Genomic DNA, 18,349 nt, shown 5'->3' with positions numbered 1-18,349 from the left:
ATCAGCTAAAATGCGCCTTTTTAGTTTGTGTAAAGGCTTGGTTGTTCGTTACAATGGCGCCACTTAATTGCCAAACGGACTCAGTGATGAAAATTCTTGCCGATCAAAATATGCCTTTAGTTGAGCAGTACTTTGCAGACTTTGGTGAGGTTGAGCGTTTTGATGGTCGTAAATTAATGCCTGAACAATTAATAAATGTAGATGTACTCCTTACTCGTTCAGTGACTAATGTTAATAATGAACTATTGGCACAAGCTAACAAGCTGAGCTTTGTGGGGACTGCCACAATTGGCATTGACCATATTGATACGCAATTACTGCATGACAGAAATATTGCTTTTACCAGTGCACCTGGTTGTAATGCAGTTGCTGTAGCTGAATATGTAATTAGTAGTTTATTTACATTAAGCCAAGAAAATGCGCGCCCATTGTGTGGTCAAACAATTGGTATTGTAGGAATGGGTAACATTGGCACGTGTTTGTCGCAAAAATTAAAAGCATTAAATGTCGACGTACTGTTATGCGATCCAATTAAGCACGAACAGGGCTTACTACAAGAGCATGTAGCGCTTGATGAGTTATTAGCGCAATCAGATGTTGTTACTTTTCATGTTCCACTTATTAAAAGTGGCGAGCACAAAACGCTGCACATGATGAATAAAGAGCGATTACAAGCACTTAAGCCAGGAACAACGCTAATTAATGCAAGCCGAGGCGACGTAATTGATAATCAAGCATTGCTTGAGGTAATGGAAGCTGGGGCTGATTTAGATATAGTACTTGATGTATGGGAAAAAGAGCCCAATATTCTAACTGAATTACTAGAGCATGTGCGTTATGCCAGTGTGCATATCGCAGGGCATACACTTGAGGGGAAAGCACGAGGTACACAAATGTTGTATCAAAAATTGTGTGACCTAAAAGGTGTAGAGGTGAGTAAATCGTTGGATGATTTTTTACCAATACCTGCTATTACAAATGCAACTGTTACGCAAAGCCTAAGCGAGCAAGATATTGCCCGTTTGGTGCATTTAATTTATGACGTACGCCGCGATGACGGAATTTTACTTCGTCATTTAGAAGGTGAGGGCTTTGATAGTTTACGTAAAAACTATCCGGTAAGGCGAGAATTTAGCACCTTATTCCTACAAGGTGATAGCCCACAACTAGCAGCACTTAGTCAACTTGGCTTTAGCATAGCTAAATAATTATTTAACTAACGATGTTGTTTTAATGTCGTTTATAGAGGAAGAAATATGTCGCAAAAATATAACGTTGCCGTACTTGGCGCTACTGGTTTAGTAGGCCGTCAAATCATTGAAACGCTAGCAGATCGTAAGTTTCCTGTAGATCAGCTTTTTTTACTTGCGAGCAGCCGCAGCGCAGGTGAAGACATAAAGTTTCGTGGTGAGACCATTGAAGTACTTGACGTTGAAGGCTTTGATTTTAGCCAAGCGCATATAGGTTTGTTTTCTGCTGGTGGTAGTGTATCTGAAAAATATGCTCCTATTGCTGCTGATGCCGGCTGTATTGTAATCGATAATACATCGCACTTTAGAAATGATTTTGAAATCCCACTAGTGGTGCCAGAAGTTAATGCTTCAAGCCTAGCTGATTTTAGGAATCGTAATATTATTGCTAACCCTAACTGTTCAACTATTCAGATGATGTTAGCACTTAAACCAATTTATGATGCTTACGGAATAGACCGTATTAACGTATCTACTTACCAAGCTGTATCGGGCGCAGGTAAAGAAGCGGTTGATGAACTTGCAAAGCAAACAGCTAACTTGATGAATGCACGCCCTATGGATAATAAAGTATTTCCAAAGCAAATTGCATTTAACGTTATTCCTCAAATTGATAGCTTTGAGGATAATGGCTATACACGCGAAGAAATGAAAATGGTAAATGAAACTCATAAAATTTTGGGTGATACCACTATTGCAGTAAATCCTACATGTGTACGTGTTCCCGTGTTTTTTGGTCACTCAGAATCAATTAATATTGAAACGCGCATGCCTTATGACTTTGAACACGTTAAGCAACTTTTAAAAGACGCGCCTGGTGTCGAGCTAATTGATGATGAAGGTGATTACCCTACAGCAGTGTCTGACGCTAGTGGTAACGATACTGTTTATATAGGCCGATTACGTGCTGATATTTCTCATCCTCATGGATTAAACATGTGGGTTGTAAGTGATAACACTCGCAAAGGTGCTGCAACTAACAGCATTCAAATTGCAGAAGAGCTTATTGCTAATTACATGTAATAGTTAATAGCGCTGAACACACTTTAGAAGCGGTAAACATTATTTGTTTGCCGCTTTTTGTTTATAGAGCTTGTCAATTTTTTGCCGTTTATTTTTAAAAGTATAAAAACTGATTGATAACACTCAATAAATTAATATTTATAAAGATGTTTTAAGGCATTTATTTTCAAGGTGTTGCGATGGATATTAAGCCTTAACTGGTTTATAGTTTGTAATTGGAATAGAGCTTGCAATAAAAATAGATTGTAATAATAAATGCGAGTCAGCCATTTGGCTGATAACAGCAATAATCAACAATATTTATGCACTTAAGCTTTAAGTGTTTTGTTAATATTTAAATATTAAAGGATCAGCATGCGCGGTTTAGTTACACTTATTATATTAGCGTCTGCATTGATAGTAACGCCAGTTTACTCTCAAGACAGTACCCAATTAAAGGGGCCTAAAGGCGTTGACTATGGTGCGCAAGGGCGATCTATTGGGCCAATTAAACCAACAGACACACTTTGGCGTATAGCGGCTAAAGTGCGCCCAGATAACTCCGTCAGCATTTATCAAGTTATGCAGGCCTTGTATAACAAAAACCCCAACTCATTTTTAGAACAAAATCTTAATCATATTCAAAATGGTGCCTATTTAAAAATCCCTACCTTAGCCGAAATAAAAGGTGTAAATACACAGCTTGCAAAACAACGCTCAGAGCAAGATGATGCATTATGGGAAAAGAAAAAAAATGGCACACTTACGCAAAGCGAAATTACCTCAGCACAAACAAAAGTAACCCAAGCTCGTAAAGTCGACGTAGACGATGCCAAAAAAGAGATACAGAAAGAATTAAATGAAATAAAAACAGAGCAAAGTACTAAGCTGGTTGAGTTACAACAACAATTTAAAAATTCTGTAAGCAATGTAGAAGAAATTTTAGTTGAGAATAATAATCTTAAAAAACAATTATCAGGTATTTCAAACGAACTCGAAAACTTACGCTTACAGTTAGGACAAGACAGTGAAATTCAAAATCAATTAAAAGAACTAATTGTTAAGCAAAACGAGATTATTGCACAACAAAAAAAACAAGAGATAGTACCAAAAGAATCGTTTGATTTAAGCTCATTATTTTCAAATCCGATAGTGCTGGGTTTATTAATGTTTATTCCTGGGCTACTGATTATTTTTGCAATTGTTATGTTTTTACGCAAACGAGCAAGTAATCAAGAAGAGCCACAAAACGATGATGACTTTTTACCACAAACCCCAATTTACACTGGCGATGATGATTTAGGTCCAAGTTTAAATGACGATCCAATTGTACCCGACCCTTTAGATGACTTGAGTGTTCAACTTGATGATAATCTTGAAAATGATATGTTGCCTGATGATGATTTAGATGACGGCCTAGATGATTTTTCAGGTGGTGAGAATTTACTCGATCAGGATGAGCTTGAAAGTCTACTAAGTGATGACATTGTTTTTGATGATGAAAATACCGATGACGATGATGAACTCGATATTTTTATGCAGCAAGGGTTTGATCAACCTTCAGATGAAAACGCTGAAGATATTGATTTAGACTTATCTGATGACTCAATAAACAATGATGAAATTCTAACTAATGACGATTTAGATAGCTTGTTTGATGAAGACGATAGTCTACCTGAGTTTGATGCACCGCAAACAAGCGAAGCTTTAGAGGATGATAGCTTAGAGTCTCATGATGAAATGGCGGCTTTAAGTGAGGAGCTTGCAGATGATGATAATTTTGATATAGATGAATTATTAGATCAAACATCAACAGAATTAGATACCTCAAATAACACTTCAGCTGAACTTGATACAAGCGACGACTTTGATTTAGACGATATAGATAGCTTAATTGATGAAGCGAATGACCCAAAAAGTGATGTGGCAGATGACTCAATTGATGCAGAGTTACTCGACGAAGATGAACTTCTAGAAGAAAGCGACGATTTTGATTTAGATGACATAGATAGCTTAATTGATGAAGCAGCGGTTGACACTGCAGATGATTCATTAGTTGAGGAAAGCGACGATTTTGATTTAGATGACATAGATAGCTTAATTGATGAGGCAGCGGTTGATACTGCAAATGATTCATTAGTTGAGGAAAGTGATGACTTTGATTTAGACGACATAGATAACCTAATTGATGAGGCAGCAGTTGATACTGCAAATGATTCATTAGTTGAGGAAAGTGACGACTTTGATTTAGACGACATAGATAGCTTAATTGATGAGGCAGCGGTTGATACTGCAGATAAATCATTAGTTGAGGAAAGTGACGACTTTGATTTAGACGACATAGATAACCTAATTGATGATGAACTAAAAAATTCAGATGTAAGAGATTCAGAAATTGATAATGCATTAGCAGACTCAGTTGAGGATTTAGCAGATGCTCAAGAAGAATTAAATGTTGATGATATTGAGTCGCTTGCTTCATCATTAAATGAAGAGCCAGAGCTTGAAGAAGAGCCAGAGCTTGAAGAAGAGCCAGAACTTGAAGAAGAGCCAGAACTTGAAGAAGAGCCAGAGCTTGAAGAAAAGCCAGAACTTGAAGAAGAGCCAGAGCTTGAAAAAGAGCCAGAGCTTGAAAAAGAGCCGGAGCTTGAAAAAGAGCCGGAGCTTGAAAAAGAGCCAGAGCTTGAAGAAGAGCCTGAGCTTGAAGAAGAACCAGAGCTTTTAGAAGAGCCTGAGCTTACAGAAGAACCTGAGCTTGAAGAAGAGCCTGAGCTTGAAGAAGAGCCTGAGCTTAAAGAAGAGCCTGAGCTTGAAGAAGAGCCTGCGCTTGAAAAAGAGCCGGAGCTTGAAGAAGAGCCAGAGCTTGAAGAAGAGCCAGAACTTGAAGAAGAGCCAGAGCTTGAAGAAGAGCCTGAGCTAGAAGAAGAACCAGAACTTGAAGAAGAGCCAGAGCTTGAAGATGAGCCTGAACTTGCAGAAGAACCTGAGCTTATAGAAGAACCTGAACTTATAGATGTAACGGTTGATGATTTTTCAGACACATCAGAGTCGCTTCTTGATCCTGAAGATGCACTTGAAGAATACACAGATGATACTTTAAAGAGCGTTGATGAGCTTTTAAGTGAGCTACAACAGGCCACTGATGACGACTATATAGAAACACCTGATTGGTCTTTAGATGAGCTTGATGATGATCTTGAAGAAATAGAAGTAGATCTTGGTGACGATCCGCTAGCGGGCGACGATGACTCAGATCTTACTGAAATTGAAGAGCAGCTTGATAGCGAGCTTGTAACTCCAAGTGAAGAGTTGGATGAATATCCTGAACTTGAATTAGACGATGATCAATCATTATTAGAGAATGAGCCTTCGTTTGAGCCGCAAGAGCTTAAAGGAGATGCATCGGGTGATGAAAATGCAGTAGCACTTAGTCAAACAGAGAAAGATCTCGCAAATGCGCTTATGGCAGATGGTGATTTAGATAGTTTAGAAGATGATTTTGATGATGAACTATTAATTGATAATGACTTCTCTGAATTAGAAACTGAAACGGAGATTGAAGATGAGTCGCTTGATGATGATTTACTTCAAGAAATTAATAATGAGGTTGATTCTGTTGAACCACCAAGTATTGAAGATGACATCAAACCTCTTAACCTTGATGAAGTTCAAGAAACATTAGAAAGTGAGTTGCCATTTACCCCTGAAGAATTACAAGGGGATGATTTAGATGGTGAGGCACCGGGAGTCGCTTCCAGCCAAGCTGAGCAAGATTTAGCAAACGCACTTATGGCAGATGCTGATTTAGATAGTTTAGAAAATGATTTTGATGATGAGATTTTAATTGAAAATGATTTTTCTGAATTAGATGCTGAATTTGACGAAGATAGTTTAGAGCAAGCGCTAACTGATGAGTTATCAGACGAATCGCAAGAGCAAACAAATGCAGAGCGCGAAGCACAGTTAACAAGCTTAGATGAAGTGGGTAGCACTGATATTAGCTCTGACGACGAACTTGATGAAGAGTTTATGTCGAATTTGACGCAAACTGATTTTGATTCATTACTTAGTGAGTTAGCAGAGCCTGAAGAGTTAAGTGTTGATGACAGCAGTGAATTTGATGTTGACTTTGACAGCTTGCTAAAAGAAGACTTAGAGACAGATGATTCATTAACTACAAAAGAGTCACTTGTTGAAGGTAGTGATGTTGAGCAACTTGATAATGACGAATTTGTAGATATTGATTCATTATTAGAAGAAAGTGACGACGCTGAACTTGAACACGAACCTTACACCGACGTTAATATGGATGTCGGTTTGAGTGAGTTTGATGCATTACTTGCAGGTGATAACCCAACGGATGTTGATGCTGAAAGTGGTGGCTACTCAGCTAAACTTGATTTAGCGCGTGCTTATATTGAAATTGATGATTTTGATTCTGCGCTTAAAGTTATTGAGGATGTCATTAACAAAGGTCCTGAAGAAGTTCAAGAGGAAGCACTTAGCTTAAAAGCTAAACTAAAATAATTAAAATGTTTATAAGAACCCGTATCTAGCTTAGCTAAATACGGGTTTTTTTATGTGTATTGGTTTGATTACGACAGGTCTCCTTTTATTGCATCGTTAGATAGCATAAAATGCCTCGTTCATTAGCACAGTAGGTAAAACGGTAATTATGCGAGTAGCACTTGGAGTTGAATACAACGGCGCACGTTATAGTGGTTGGCAGCGTCAATCACATGTAAATAGCGTACAGCAAGAAGTAGAAAAAGCGTTGTCGCGTATTTGTAATCATCCTGTTGAAGTTATATGTGCAGGGCGTACAGATGCTGGTGTGCACGGTACAGGCCAAGTAATACACTTTGAAACGCAAGCCGATCGCGATATGGTCGCATTTACACTAGGTATGAATACTTTAATGCCTAAAGATATTGCTATTCGCTTTGCCCAACCGGTTGCTGATGACTTTCATGCCCGTTTTAGTGCTACAGCTCGTCGTTATCGCTATGTTATTTATAACTCCCCTCTACGAGGTGCGGTATTAAACGAGGGTGTTACGCATTTTCATCATCATCTTGATGAAACAAAGATGCAAGAGGCGTGTCAGTACTTAATAGGTAAACACGATTTCACATCTTTTAGAGCGATACATTGTCAAGCAAATACACCGACAAGAACAATTCATCATCTGTCGGTACAGCGCCAAGGTACTTACGTTATTATTGATATTAAAGCGAATGCATTTTTACATCACATGGTACGTAATATCACAGGCAGCTTAATGGATGTTGGTTTACATAAACAACAACCTATATGGATAAAAGAGCTACTTGATTGTAAAGAACGCGCAAAGGCCAGTGCTACCGCTAAGGCTGCTGGTTTGTATTTAGTGGATGTTGACTACCCTGAGCAATTTAATATTCCTCAAACACCTTTAGGCCCTTTATTTTTGCCTGATATAGATGTGGTATAAGTACTTTTTATGAGCACTTTTAACTACTAAGACCAGTTTTTTATACCGCGTTAGTGTAATTCATGTTTTAATTGAAAAAATTTGTCTGCTAATTGCTATTAGCAGGCTCGCGACACAGAACAGTATTAAGAGAGTTGCAAATGAGTTGGCTAGAAAAAATCTTACCTAAAACGACAAAATCATCAGGTCGTAAAGAAATCCCAGAAGGTGTTTGGGCTAAGTGTACATCGTGTGATTCAATTTTATATAAAGCTGAATTAGAAAAGTCATTAAACGTATGTCCTAAGTGTGACCATCACATGCGTGTTAGTGGCCGTAAGCGCCTAGAGCACTTTTTAGATGAAGGTGATCGTCAAGAGCTTGGTACACAACATGAGCCTAAAGACATTCTTAAGTTTAAAGATTCTAAAAAGTACTCTGACCGTATCAGTGCAGCCCAAAAAGCAAGTGGTGAAAAAGATGCACTTGTAGCTATGAAAGGCCGATTAAAAGGTATTCCAGTGGCAGCGGTAGCATTTGAGTTCTCATTTATGGGTGGTTCAATGGCTTCTGTTGTTGGCGCTCGCTTTGTTGATGCTGTTGATCAATGTTTAGAGCATAACATGCCGCTTATTTGTTTTTCTGCATCAGGCGGAGCACGTATGCAAGAAGCGCTTATGTCGCTTATGCAAATGGCTAAAACAAGTGCTGCACTTGCAAAAATGACGGAAAAAGGTCTTCCATTTATTTCAGTAATGACCGACCCGACAATGGGTGGTGTATCTGCATCACTTGCTATGCTGGGTGATATTAACGTTGCTGAACCTAAAGCGTTAATTGGTTTTGCAGGTCCTCGTGTTATTGAGCAGACTGTTCGCGAAACATTACCTGAAGGTTTTCAGCGTAGTGAATTTTTGCTAGAACATGGTGCAATTGACATGATTATTGACCGCCGTGAAATGCGCGATACCCTTGCACGCATTTTAGCTAAATTTATGAACTTGCCTTCTACGGAACAAGAGCATAGAGTAGCGTAAATTTCAGCTTTACTGATTACACGCTATGACAAAAACAATTCCTAGCCAATCATCAAGCCTTGATGATTGGCTTTTTTATTTAGAAAGTGTTCACCCAGCTAACATTGCAATGGGCCTAGAACGAGTTGCTAATGTTGCCAACAATATTGGCCTTTTAAACACTCCAAGTAAAATTATTCTTATTGCCGGTACAAACGGTAAGGGCACCACTGCACGTTGCTTAGAGTCGCTATTGCTAGCGCAAGGTTTTAGCGTGGGTACTTACGCATCTCCTCATTTAATTCGTTATAACGAGCGTGTACGAGTTAATGGCGAAGAACTGGCAGACCAATTTCATATAGATGCTTTTCACCAGCTTGAGCAAGGCCGTAAAGACACTCCTCTGACTTATTTTGAATATGGTACTTTGGGTGCGTTGGCAATTTTTAAACGCTGTAAGGTCGATTATGTATTACTAGAGGTTGGTCTAGGCGGGCGCTTTGATGCTACAAATATAGTAACTCCCTTTGCAAGTGTGATCACCACTATCGATTTAGATCATAAAGAGTACCTAGGTGATACACGAGAGTTAGTGGCTTATGATAAAGCCGGTATTTTTCGTGAAAATACGCCTGCTATTATAGGGGATTTAAATATTCCTCACACAATGACTGATTATGGCAAAGAAATTAATGCCAATATGACGTTGTCGGGCAGTGACTTTATTTTCAAAGAGAATGCTGAGAGCTTTAATTGGCAATATAAAGAACATAATCTTGTAATAGATAAGCCAGCAATACCGTGTCAAAATGCAGCAACGGCGTTAACTGCGCTAAGCGTTTTAAACTTATTACCAAGTGAGCAAGTCATACGAAGTTGCCTCGCTAATTTAGTTGTAGAAGGGCGGTTTCAGCAGTTAAGCGCTGAGCCTTTAGTCTTTACTGATGTAGCACATAACCCTGAGTCGGCGCGTTATTTAGCCAATAAGTTATCAAGCTATAAAGATAAAGGCTTTAAAATTCATGCATTAGCCGCTATGCTTGCTGATAAAGATAAAGTGGGTGTACTTAAAGAAGTAAGTCACTTGGTCGATGAGTGGTCATTAGCGAGCTTAAGTGGTCCGCGAGGCGACACTGCAAGTAATTTACAAAATGCGCTGCAGGGTATATCTCATCATAATACTATCAATAGCTATGATAGTGTGGCACAGGCACTGAGTGTAATTTTACCAAAACAACAAAGTGATACTATGTTGATTGTATTTGGTTCATTTTTTACAGTGGCCGGCGCTATTAATTACTTTAAAAAATAGAGAGGATGTCGGTGAACTCAAGTTTTATTAATCGCTTAGTCGGAACAAGTATAGTAGTGATCGCAGCAATTGTGTTTATCCCTAATATACTCGATGGCGAAAAAGTGCATTATAAAGAGGGCTTTAAAGCGATACCTGATCGCCCTGAGTTCAAAACAATCGATCTTCAAGAGTCAATTGATGAAAACATGGCTAATGCTGAGCCACTAAAACAAGATGAAATTGAAGATATTCAAGCTGACGATGAAGCTTTTGAGCAGCAAAACGCTATGGATGAGAGTGACTACGCTGTAGAGAATAAAGTTATTGAAGCGACTATTGAACCCAAAGCTACACCGATCACTAAGGCACCGGTTCAGGCTAAACCAAAACCTATTGCGCCTCGTAAAAGTGATGAAAACCTAACAAGTATGGCTTACGTTATTCAATTAGGTAGTTTTTCACATGTTGCAAATGTAAAAGCATTACAGGCTAAATTAAAAGTTGAAGGGTTTAAAACGTTTACTAAACCGATTAAAACCCCAAATGGGACGTTAACAAAGGTATTTGTTGGTCCTTCGCTTGATAAAAATGAATTACAAAAGCAGCTTCCCCAGCTGAAAGAGCTTACTAAATTAAATGGTAAAGTTACGCAATACGAAGTAACAAAATAATTAAAAAAAGGCTTGTATCACAAGCCTTTTTTTATTTATTTATATTTGTTTTTATCATTATCTTTATCTCACAATACCCATTCTATAATGTTAATTTTTTGTATTGACTACAACCCAGTAATCTCCCGTTTAAACTTGCATACTAACGATGTTTGGGTATAGAATGCGCCCCAAATTAGCGACTAATTGGTTCTTATGATCTGGGTTGATTACGCCATTATTGGCATCATTGCATTGTCTACCATCATCGGTTTAATACGCGGCTTTGTAAAAGAAGCAATGTCATTAGCGGTATGGGCTGGCGCCTTTATCATCTCTAGCTTATTTTACCAATATTTAGCTTCCTTCCTAACAACCATTTCTGAACCCCTTTTAAGAAATGCTGCGGCCATAGCCATATTATTCTTTGCGACGCTACTGTTAGGCGGTTTACTAAACTATATTTTAGGTGAGCTTGTACATCGTACTGGTTTATCGGGTACCGACCGTGTCTTTGGCATAGTGTTTGGTGCTCTACGAGGCGTGTTGGTCGTGAGCGCGTTACTCTTCTTTCTTGATGCTTTTACTGGTGCACCCAATACGCACTGGTGGGGCAATTCTATTTTGATTCCAGAATTTGGCTTTGTTGTTGAATGGTTCTTTTCGTACCTAGAAAACAACTCGAGCTTTTTAAATTCAGTAAACCGTTAATCGGCGAGGATAAATTACATGTGTGGTATCGTTGGAATAGTCGGAACATCCCCTGTGAATCAGGCGATTTATGATGGCTTAACTGTTTTGCAGCACCGTGGTCAAGATGCCGCGGGTATCATTACCATTGAGAATAATACGTTTAGCTTGCGCAAAGCAAATGGCTTAGTGAAAGATGCCTTTCACACACGTCATATGAAACGACTACAAGGTACAATTGGTCTTGGCCATGTGCGCTATCCTACAGCAGGATCTTCAAGCTCATCTGAAGCACAGCCTTTTTATGTTAACTCACCGTTTGGTATAGCACTTGCCCATAATGGCAACCTTACTAATGCAGAAGCTTTAAAAGAGCAGTTATTCTCAGAAGCACGTCGTCACGTTAATACAACATCAGACTCTGAAATTTTACTTAATATCATGGCACATGAATTAAGCAAATCTGATAAGTTGCATTTAGACCCTGAAGATATTTTTACTGCGGTAACCGAAGTAAACAATAAAGTAAGCGGTGGTTATGCAACTATTGCTATGATTATCGGCCACGGCATTGTTGCTTTTCGCGACCCTAATGGTATTCGCCCACTTGTATTTGGTAAACGCGAAACCGAAAAAGGTACTGAGTACATGTTTGCCTCAGAAAGCGTTGCGTTGAAACCGGACGGTTTTGAGTTTGTACGTGATGTAGCCCCTGGTGAAGCTATATATGTTACAGAAGAAGGTGAATTCCATTCACTTAGTTGTGCTGATAAGGCATCTTACTCGCCGTGTATTTTTGAATTTGTTTATTTTGCTCGACCTGACTCAACAATAGACCGTATGTCTGTGTACGCAACACGCGTAAACATGGGGACTAAACTAGGCGAAAAAATTGCACGTGAATGGGCTGACAAAGATATTGATGTAGTTATCCCAATCCCAGAAACTTCATGTGATGTAGCACTGGAAATTGCACGTGTGCTTGATTTACCGTATCGCCAAGGTTTTGTTAAAAACCGTTATATTGGTCGTACATTTATCATGCCTGGCCAAGAGATGCGTAAAAAATCAGTGCGTCAAAAGCTAAACGCAATTGATCGCGAGTTTAAAGGTAAAAACGTATTATTAGTTGATGACTCAATTGTTCGTGGTACAACATCAGCACAAATTGTTGAAATGGCCCGAGAGTCTGGCGCTAAAAACGTTTACTTTGCATCAGCGGCACCTGAAATACGCTTCCCTAATGTGTACGGTATTGATATGCCTTCAGCAGCTGAGCTTATTGCTCACGGACGTGAAGTAGAAGATATTAATGCAAGTATTGGTTCTGACGGTTTAATCTTTCAATCGTTAAAAGATTTAATTGCTGCGGTTAGCCAAGAAAACCCTGAAATTACTAAGTTTGAAACTTCAGTATTTGATGGCCAATATATTACTGGCGATATTGATCAAAACTATTTAAATCGTATTGATAAGCTACGTAACGATTCAGCAAAAAGCACCCGCGAAAGTGCGATGTCTTCAGGTTTAGAAATACACAACCAAGACGAAAACGAAGCTGATTAATGATTAGTTAATAAAAAGTCGTTACACAAAAAAAGGAGCTAATTAGCTCCTTTTTTGCGAAGGAAAGAAAGGGAACATTTCTATCAAACATGACTCTTTTTTTAGGTGAAATTTATTAAGTAAACATTGGGCTAACAATCCCATTAGTCCAAAGCATAGCTGTTACAGCTAAAATAATAACCAGTAATATTAATCCACACGTTACTACCGAGCTGGCGTAAATAAAGCCACGCTCTTCTGGGATATGCATAAGTATTGGTACGCCGGTATAGAGTAAATAAACCGAGTAAGCCAGTGCAATAATTCCAATACACACTACAAACCAAAGTACAGGCCAAAAAGCGGCGAGTGCCGACATAAACACTGGTGTTGCAGTATATGCTGCAAGTTCAAGTGTTTGTGTAAATGTAGGTTTAGAGCCAAATGTAACCGCCATCCAATGGGCTAAATACGCCAATGCAAAAACACCCGCTATTAAAGCAAAATACATTGCACCTGCAATTAGCAGTGCACTATCGTGCGTTAAAAATACGGGATTGCCTGCACCTATACTCCATCCTAAATAAACAGATGAGTAGTAGCCCATTATTGAAGGAAATAAAGCAATCAGTAAAATATGCGACAAACTATAGGTTAAACTTTCATGGCGATTATCTATTGTTTGCCATTCTTCAAGTGGGTGAGCATAAATGCCCCAGAGGTGATTTAGTATCATAGTACTTACTCCATAAAAGGAACGTATTATTGTTTTGGTTGGTTTATTTTTATACAGTCTATGTACAGTTATGGTTCACTTATTTTGCAAAGTCAAGTTAACTCGTTATTAACATTTAGACGCAGATAAGGGCTTTGATTTATCCCAAGCAAAATTTCGTGTTAAAATAACGGTCTATCAAATTTATTTAGTAATGAGCAGTCAACGTGCCACATAGCCAACTTTTAGAGCCGATTAATAACTTTTTATTGTGTACCACCCCAGAGCAATGGGTGGAGCAAGCAATTAAAAAAGAAAACTTATCAGTCATTTTAATAGATCACTTAATTTGTGAATTAAAAGCAGCTCAAAGTGCGATGTTTTTAATACGTAAATACGCGGTAGATAAAGAGGGTAGTGATGCATTACTCGAGTGGCTAAAGCCATTTGAAACGCTTATTTACAAGCGAGAAGGGAATTGGCGCGATCTGGCTGCTAAAAATAAGCTCACTAAATCAATAATTCCTAAATCGAGTTCTCCATACGGGCAAGGTCTAATCGATAAAATGGTTTTGCTGATAAAAGAAGAGCTGCATCACTTTTATCAAGTGCTCGAAATTATGGACGAGTACGGTGTTGAGTATCAAAGTATTACACCATGTCGTTACGCAAAAGGCATGCTCCGTCATGTTAAAACGTTCGAGCCCGATGCATTAGTCGATAAGCTAATAGTAGGCGCTTATATTGAGGCGCGTTCGTGTGAGCGTTTTGCAAAGCTTGCACCGCATGTTGACAAACGTTTAGGTGATTTTTATATTTCGTTGTTACGTTCAGAAGCGCGTCATTACCAAGATTATTTAACTTTAGCGCAAGAAATTGCTGATTTTGATATTACCGATCGCGTAAACTTTTTTGGTGAAAAAGAAAAAGAGTTAATTTCGACAACCGATACTGATTTTAAATTTCACAGCGGTGTTCCAATAGCGCAAAGCTAATTTTCTTTTAAAAAATTAATATATTCTGCTATTTTCTGATTGCTGAAATTATGTTTTTTCATAATTTTAGCAATGCATCCATTTTTAGTTATTATATCAATTCCTCTATTAAATTTTTGTAAGTATTCTTTGGCTCTATAATTTGATTTAGAGACGACTAAATATAGTTTATGAGAAGCAAGATCTGGCGATAAGTACTCAATATTATTATCATCTGAATCTTCGGTTTTAGTGTGTTCAAGCCAATAATTTCCAACCTCTTTAGTACCCGCGACTAAATCAATACGCCCTTGTTGTAGTAAATATAAGCTTGTAGGAAGGCTTTTAGTGGACGTTATTGCCAGCTCCCTATTTCTAGCAAACTCTTGACTTACAACGGCATTGTCTTCTATACCAATACTATAAGGTGTTAATGATTGAACTGTACCGTCGAAATTAATAACACTCTCTTTTCGTTTGAAAACTCCTGAGTGAGCAACTGCAAGTGGACGAGAGTAGTAAAAAACTTCATTTCTTTTTAATGAATAAAAAGCACCTAAAATAGCGGTTTTTCTGTTTTTTTCTAATAGCTTTAAAGCGCGATCCCATGTCGTGAATTCTGGTTCGCTATTAATACCTTGCGTTTTAAGAGCTGATTCTGCTATTTCATATAGCCAGCCATTACTAGGTAGGTTTTCGCTAAAATAGGGAGGATAGTTTTCTGTAACAATTTGCCATGTTTGCTTGCTAAATACTTGTGTAGGAATGGCAATTACTACGATGAAAATTAACAGCTTAATCATTCAACCTCTCACTATTATTCATATATATAGATAAATAATAGTCAGAATTTTAAATTATGCGAAAGGCGTGCTAATTAATTCTTGTGATTGAGGGGTAACGACTAAATAAGAACCTTGGGTATACCAGTCACCTAGCACTGTGCGAGTAAGTGTTTGTTCATTAACTTTATACGTATGAACATTAGGGCGGTGAGTATGACCATGAATCATATTCGTAACGTTATGTTTGGCAAAGGTGGCAAGTACAGCCTCATCGACAACGTCTAAAATTTCGATAGGTTTATCAGCTTGGCTTAACTTACTTTTTTCGCGGGCATTACGCGCTATTTTTTTACGATACCAAAGTGGCATTGCAAGCATCAATTTTGGCCACCACCAACCACGGCTCTTTTTACGAAAGTTTTGATATTCAGTGTCTTGAGTGCACATTTCGTCGCCATGTAAAATAACGGTAGGCGTGCCATATAAATCAATGACTGTTTGTTCATCGAGTAATGTCATTGCGGCCATGTCGGCATATTGCTTGCGCATAATGAAATCACGATTGCCATGTATAAAATAAACAGGTGTGCCACCATCATTAACGGCGCTTAAATGTTTTGCTACATCGGCACTCAGTGCAGTAATGTAGTCATCTCCAACCCATACTTCAAAAAAATCACCCAAAATATAAAGTGCATCTACATCTTTATTTAATATATGTGTATTTAAAAAGTCAAAAAATGCAGCGCTAATGTCGGGGCGGTTTTCGCTTAGGTGTAAATCTGCAATAAAGTAAGTTTGGCGAGTCATAGGTCAGTCTATTCTAGTTTTAAAAAAACGGGCATATACTAATAGTATACACCCGCTTATATACTCACATAATATGAGTAAACGTTACTAGTTAACAGTAACGCTTTCTATAATCACATCTTCAAGAGGTACGTCTTGGTGAAAACCAGTACTACCTGTTGCAACTGCTTTAATCTTATTTACTACGTCCATGCCTTCTACTACTTCAGCAAAAACACAATAACCCCAACCTTGCGATGTTTCGCTGCTGTGGTTTAAAAAGTCGTTGTTGTTCACGTTAATGAAAAACTGTGCTGTAGCTGAATGAGGATCAGGTGTACGTGCCATAGCTAAAGTGCCTACTTTATTAGACAGGCCATTATTAGCTTCATTCTGAATTGGGTCGTTTACTTCTTTTTGTTCCATACCTGGAACAAAACCACCGCCTTGAACCATAAAACCATCGATTACACGATGAAAGATAGTGCCGTTGAAAAAATCAGCATTTGCATACTCTAAAAAGTTTTTAACTGTGTTTGGAGCTTCTTGCTCAAACATTTTAATGGTGATGTCACCAAAATTAGTGTGTAGAACAACCATGTGTTTTCCTATATCCGGTTTAAATATTGGCGCTATTTTATCGTAGTTGGCTAAGATTAACAAAGTAGATGTTTGGTTTGTTATAAAGCGCTAGAGCAGGGGCTTTTCAAGTGGTAACATAACTGTTCAAGTAAATAGTCAAGGACTCAAAGTAAATGGTAAATATATACAACACACTCACGCGACAAAAAGAGCAATTTAAACCTATGGTCGAAGGAAAAATCGACATGTATGTGTGTGGTATCACCATTTATGATTACTGCCATATTGGACACGCTCGTACTTTTGTGGGTTTTGACGTTATTGTGCGCTACTTACGCCATATTGGTTACGATTTGAAATATGTACGTAACATTACAGATATCGACGATAAAATAATTAAACGTGCGAACGAAAATGGTGAGTCAATAAACGACTTAACTGTGCGCATGACTAAAGCGATGCATGAAGATTTTGATAGCCTAAATATGTTACGCCCAGATATTGAACCAACAGTTACAAGCCATATGGATGAAATTATCGTTATGGTTAAGCGCTTGATTGAAAAAGGCCATGCCTATGTCGCAGCCGACGGCGATGTTTTGTTTGATGTATCAACGTTTGAGCAATACGGTGCACTTTCTCAGCAAGATTTAACTATGTTGCAATCAGGCTCTCGCGTTGAAGTAGCGCAAGATAAAGACGATCCACTTGATTTTGTGTTATGGAAAAAAGCAAAAGCAGGTGAACCATCATGGTCATCACCGTGGGGTGAAGGGCGTCCGGGTTGGCATATTGAATGTTCGGCAATGAGCTCAAAGCACTTAGGTGAGCATTTTGATATTCACGGTGGGGGGTCTGATTTACAGTTTCCACATCATGAAAACGAAATTGCCCAATCGTGCTGTGCAAACAACGGCAAGTATGTAAATACATGGATACATACTGGCATGGTTCAAGTAAACAAAGAAAAAATGTCTAAGTCGTTAGATAACTTCTTTACAGTGCGTGAAGTTTTAAAAGCATACGATCCTGAATCTGTTCGTTACTTTTTAATTTCAGGTCATTACCGCAGCCAACTAAATTACTCACAAGAAAATTTAGACCAAGCGCGTTCATCACTTGAGCGCATTTATACAGCGCTTCGTGATGTCGAACCGGTAGAGTGCGATTTAGAAGGTAATGAGTTTGTTGCTAAATTTAGAAAAGCAATGAATGACGACTTTAATACACCAGAAGCACTACCTGTGTTGTTCGAACTTGCTAAAGAATTAAACCGCGTAAAAGAAAGTGACGCAGTTCAAGCTGGGCAACTTGCGTTTATATTACGCAGTATTGGTAACGTTTTAGGTGTTGCTCAACAAGCACCGGAAGCCTTTTTACAAGGCGGGCAAGATGACGACGAAGTTGCGACAATTGAAGCATTAATTGTAAAACGTAATGAAGCACGTACGAGTAAAAACTGGGCTGCTGCTGATGAAGCACGTGATGCGCTTAATGCGTTAGGTGTAATACTTGAAGATTCAGCCGGTAAAACAACGTGGCGTAAAGCGTAAGCGTTTAAAGTAATACACGTTAAACAAAAAAAGGGTTGCCAAATGGCAACCC

15 protein-coding genes are annotated in these 18,349 nt (G+C 38.5%); 11 read left to right on the top strand and 4 right to left on the bottom strand.

All coding sequences use genetic code 11. From position 1 onward, the window contains the following. The first annotated feature begins 86 nt into the window (after window positions 1-86). The 9 genes from QL995_RS15025 (at window position 87) to purF (ending at window position 12,920) form a co-directional block, all read left to right on the top strand. On the top strand, window positions 87-1,208 hold the full coding sequence (locus QL995_RS15025; protein WP_290294489.1) for a 4-phosphoerythronate dehydrogenase: 1,122 nt from the start codon (window positions 87-89) through the stop codon (window positions 1,206-1,208). Window positions 1,209-1,256: 48 nt separating this feature from the next. Then, on the top strand, window positions 1,257-2,273 hold the full coding sequence (locus QL995_RS15020; protein WP_007586655.1) for an aspartate-semialdehyde dehydrogenase: 1,017 nt from the start codon (window positions 1,257-1,259) through the stop codon (window positions 2,271-2,273). Window positions 2,274-2,627: 354 nt separating this feature from the next. Further along, window positions 2,628-6,779 carry a FimV/HubP family polar landmark protein gene (locus QL995_RS15015; RefSeq protein WP_290294488.1) on the top strand — a complete coding sequence of 1,384 codons (4,152 nt, stop codon included), beginning with the start codon at window positions 2,628-2,630 and terminating at the stop codon, window positions 6,777-6,779. A gap of 148 nt (window positions 6,780-6,927) precedes the next feature. Beyond that, window positions 6,928-7,725 (top strand): tRNA pseudouridine(38-40) synthase TruA, encoded by a 798-nt coding sequence (gene truA / locus QL995_RS15010; RefSeq protein ID WP_007584098.1) that lies wholly within the window; start codon window positions 6,928-6,930, stop codon window positions 7,723-7,725. A 140-nt stretch (window positions 7,726-7,865) separates the two neighbouring features. Beyond that, window positions 7,866-8,741, top strand: coding sequence for an acetyl-CoA carboxylase, carboxyltransferase subunit beta (gene accD, locus QL995_RS15005; protein ID WP_007376856.1), 876 nt, complete (start codon window positions 7,866-7,868; stop codon window positions 8,739-8,741). A gap of 25 nt (window positions 8,742-8,766) precedes the next feature. Next, complete coding sequence (gene folC / locus QL995_RS15000) at window positions 8,767-10,032, top strand: bifunctional tetrahydrofolate synthase/dihydrofolate synthase (protein ID WP_290294487.1); 1,266 nt, start codon at window positions 8,767-8,769, stop codon at window positions 10,030-10,032. Window positions 10,033-10,043: 11 nt separating this feature from the next. After that, a complete protein-coding gene (locus tag QL995_RS14995) occupies window positions 10,044-10,685 on the top strand; it encodes an SPOR domain-containing protein (protein ID WP_101162846.1) in 642 nt (213 codons plus the stop codon). A 195-nt stretch (window positions 10,686-10,880) separates the two neighbouring features. Then, window positions 10,881-11,375, top strand: coding sequence for a CvpA family protein (locus tag QL995_RS14990; protein ID WP_007376853.1), 495 nt, complete (start codon window positions 10,881-10,883; stop codon window positions 11,373-11,375). Between the two features lie 18 nt (window positions 11,376-11,393). Continuing rightward, window positions 11,394-12,920: an amidophosphoribosyltransferase gene (gene purF, locus QL995_RS14985; RefSeq protein WP_007580920.1), complete on the top strand. Its 1,527-nt coding sequence runs from the start codon at window positions 11,394-11,396 to the stop codon at window positions 12,918-12,920. A gap of 115 nt (window positions 12,921-13,035) precedes the next feature. Here the strand turns inward: purF and QL995_RS14980 are convergent, their stop codons facing one another. Then, entirely contained in the window at window positions 13,036-13,635 is a 600-nt protein-coding gene (locus QL995_RS14980; protein ID WP_007580923.1) for a Yip1 family protein, read from the bottom strand. Between the two features lie 206 nt (window positions 13,636-13,841). Between QL995_RS14980 and miaE the strand changes: the two genes are divergently transcribed. Further along, window positions 13,842-14,609, top strand: coding sequence for a tRNA isopentenyl-2-thiomethyl-A-37 hydroxylase MiaE (miaE, locus tag QL995_RS14975; protein WP_008139048.1), 768 nt, complete (start codon window positions 13,842-13,844; stop codon window positions 14,607-14,609). On the opposite strand, the gene QL995_RS14970 is transcribed toward miaE, so the two are convergent. From QL995_RS14970 to QL995_RS14960, 3 genes are all read right to left on the bottom strand, one after another. Then, a complete protein-coding gene (locus QL995_RS14970) occupies window positions 14,606-15,391 on the bottom strand; it encodes a transporter substrate-binding domain-containing protein (protein ID WP_290294485.1) in 786 nt (261 codons plus the stop codon). The genes miaE and QL995_RS14970 overlap by 4 nt on opposite strands. 54 nt (window positions 15,392-15,445) lie before the next feature. Beyond that, window positions 15,446-16,183 (bottom strand): UDP-2,3-diacylglucosamine diphosphatase, encoded by a 738-nt coding sequence (locus tag QL995_RS14965; protein ID WP_007580929.1) that lies wholly within the window; start codon window positions 16,181-16,183, stop codon window positions 15,446-15,448. Between the two features lie 87 nt (window positions 16,184-16,270). Beyond that, a complete protein-coding gene (locus tag QL995_RS14960; RefSeq protein WP_007580931.1) occupies window positions 16,271-16,762 on the bottom strand; it encodes a peptidylprolyl isomerase in 492 nt (163 codons plus the stop codon). A gap of 155 nt (window positions 16,763-16,917) precedes the next feature. On the opposite strand from QL995_RS14960, the gene cysS reads away from it, so the two are divergent. Then, window positions 16,918-18,297, top strand: coding sequence for a cysteine--tRNA ligase (gene cysS, locus QL995_RS14955; protein WP_024592761.1), 1,380 nt, complete (start codon window positions 16,918-16,920; stop codon window positions 18,295-18,297). Window positions 18,298-18,349: the final 52 nt, after the last annotated feature.

The organism is Pseudoalteromonas sp. APC 3358, assembly GCF_030408075.1.
Lineage (GTDB): Bacteria > Pseudomonadota > Gammaproteobacteria > Enterobacterales > Alteromonadaceae > Pseudoalteromonas > Pseudoalteromonas arctica.
The sequence above is the reverse complement of the archived record's forward strand: the minus strand, read 5'-3'. Positions and strand labels throughout refer to the sequence as shown.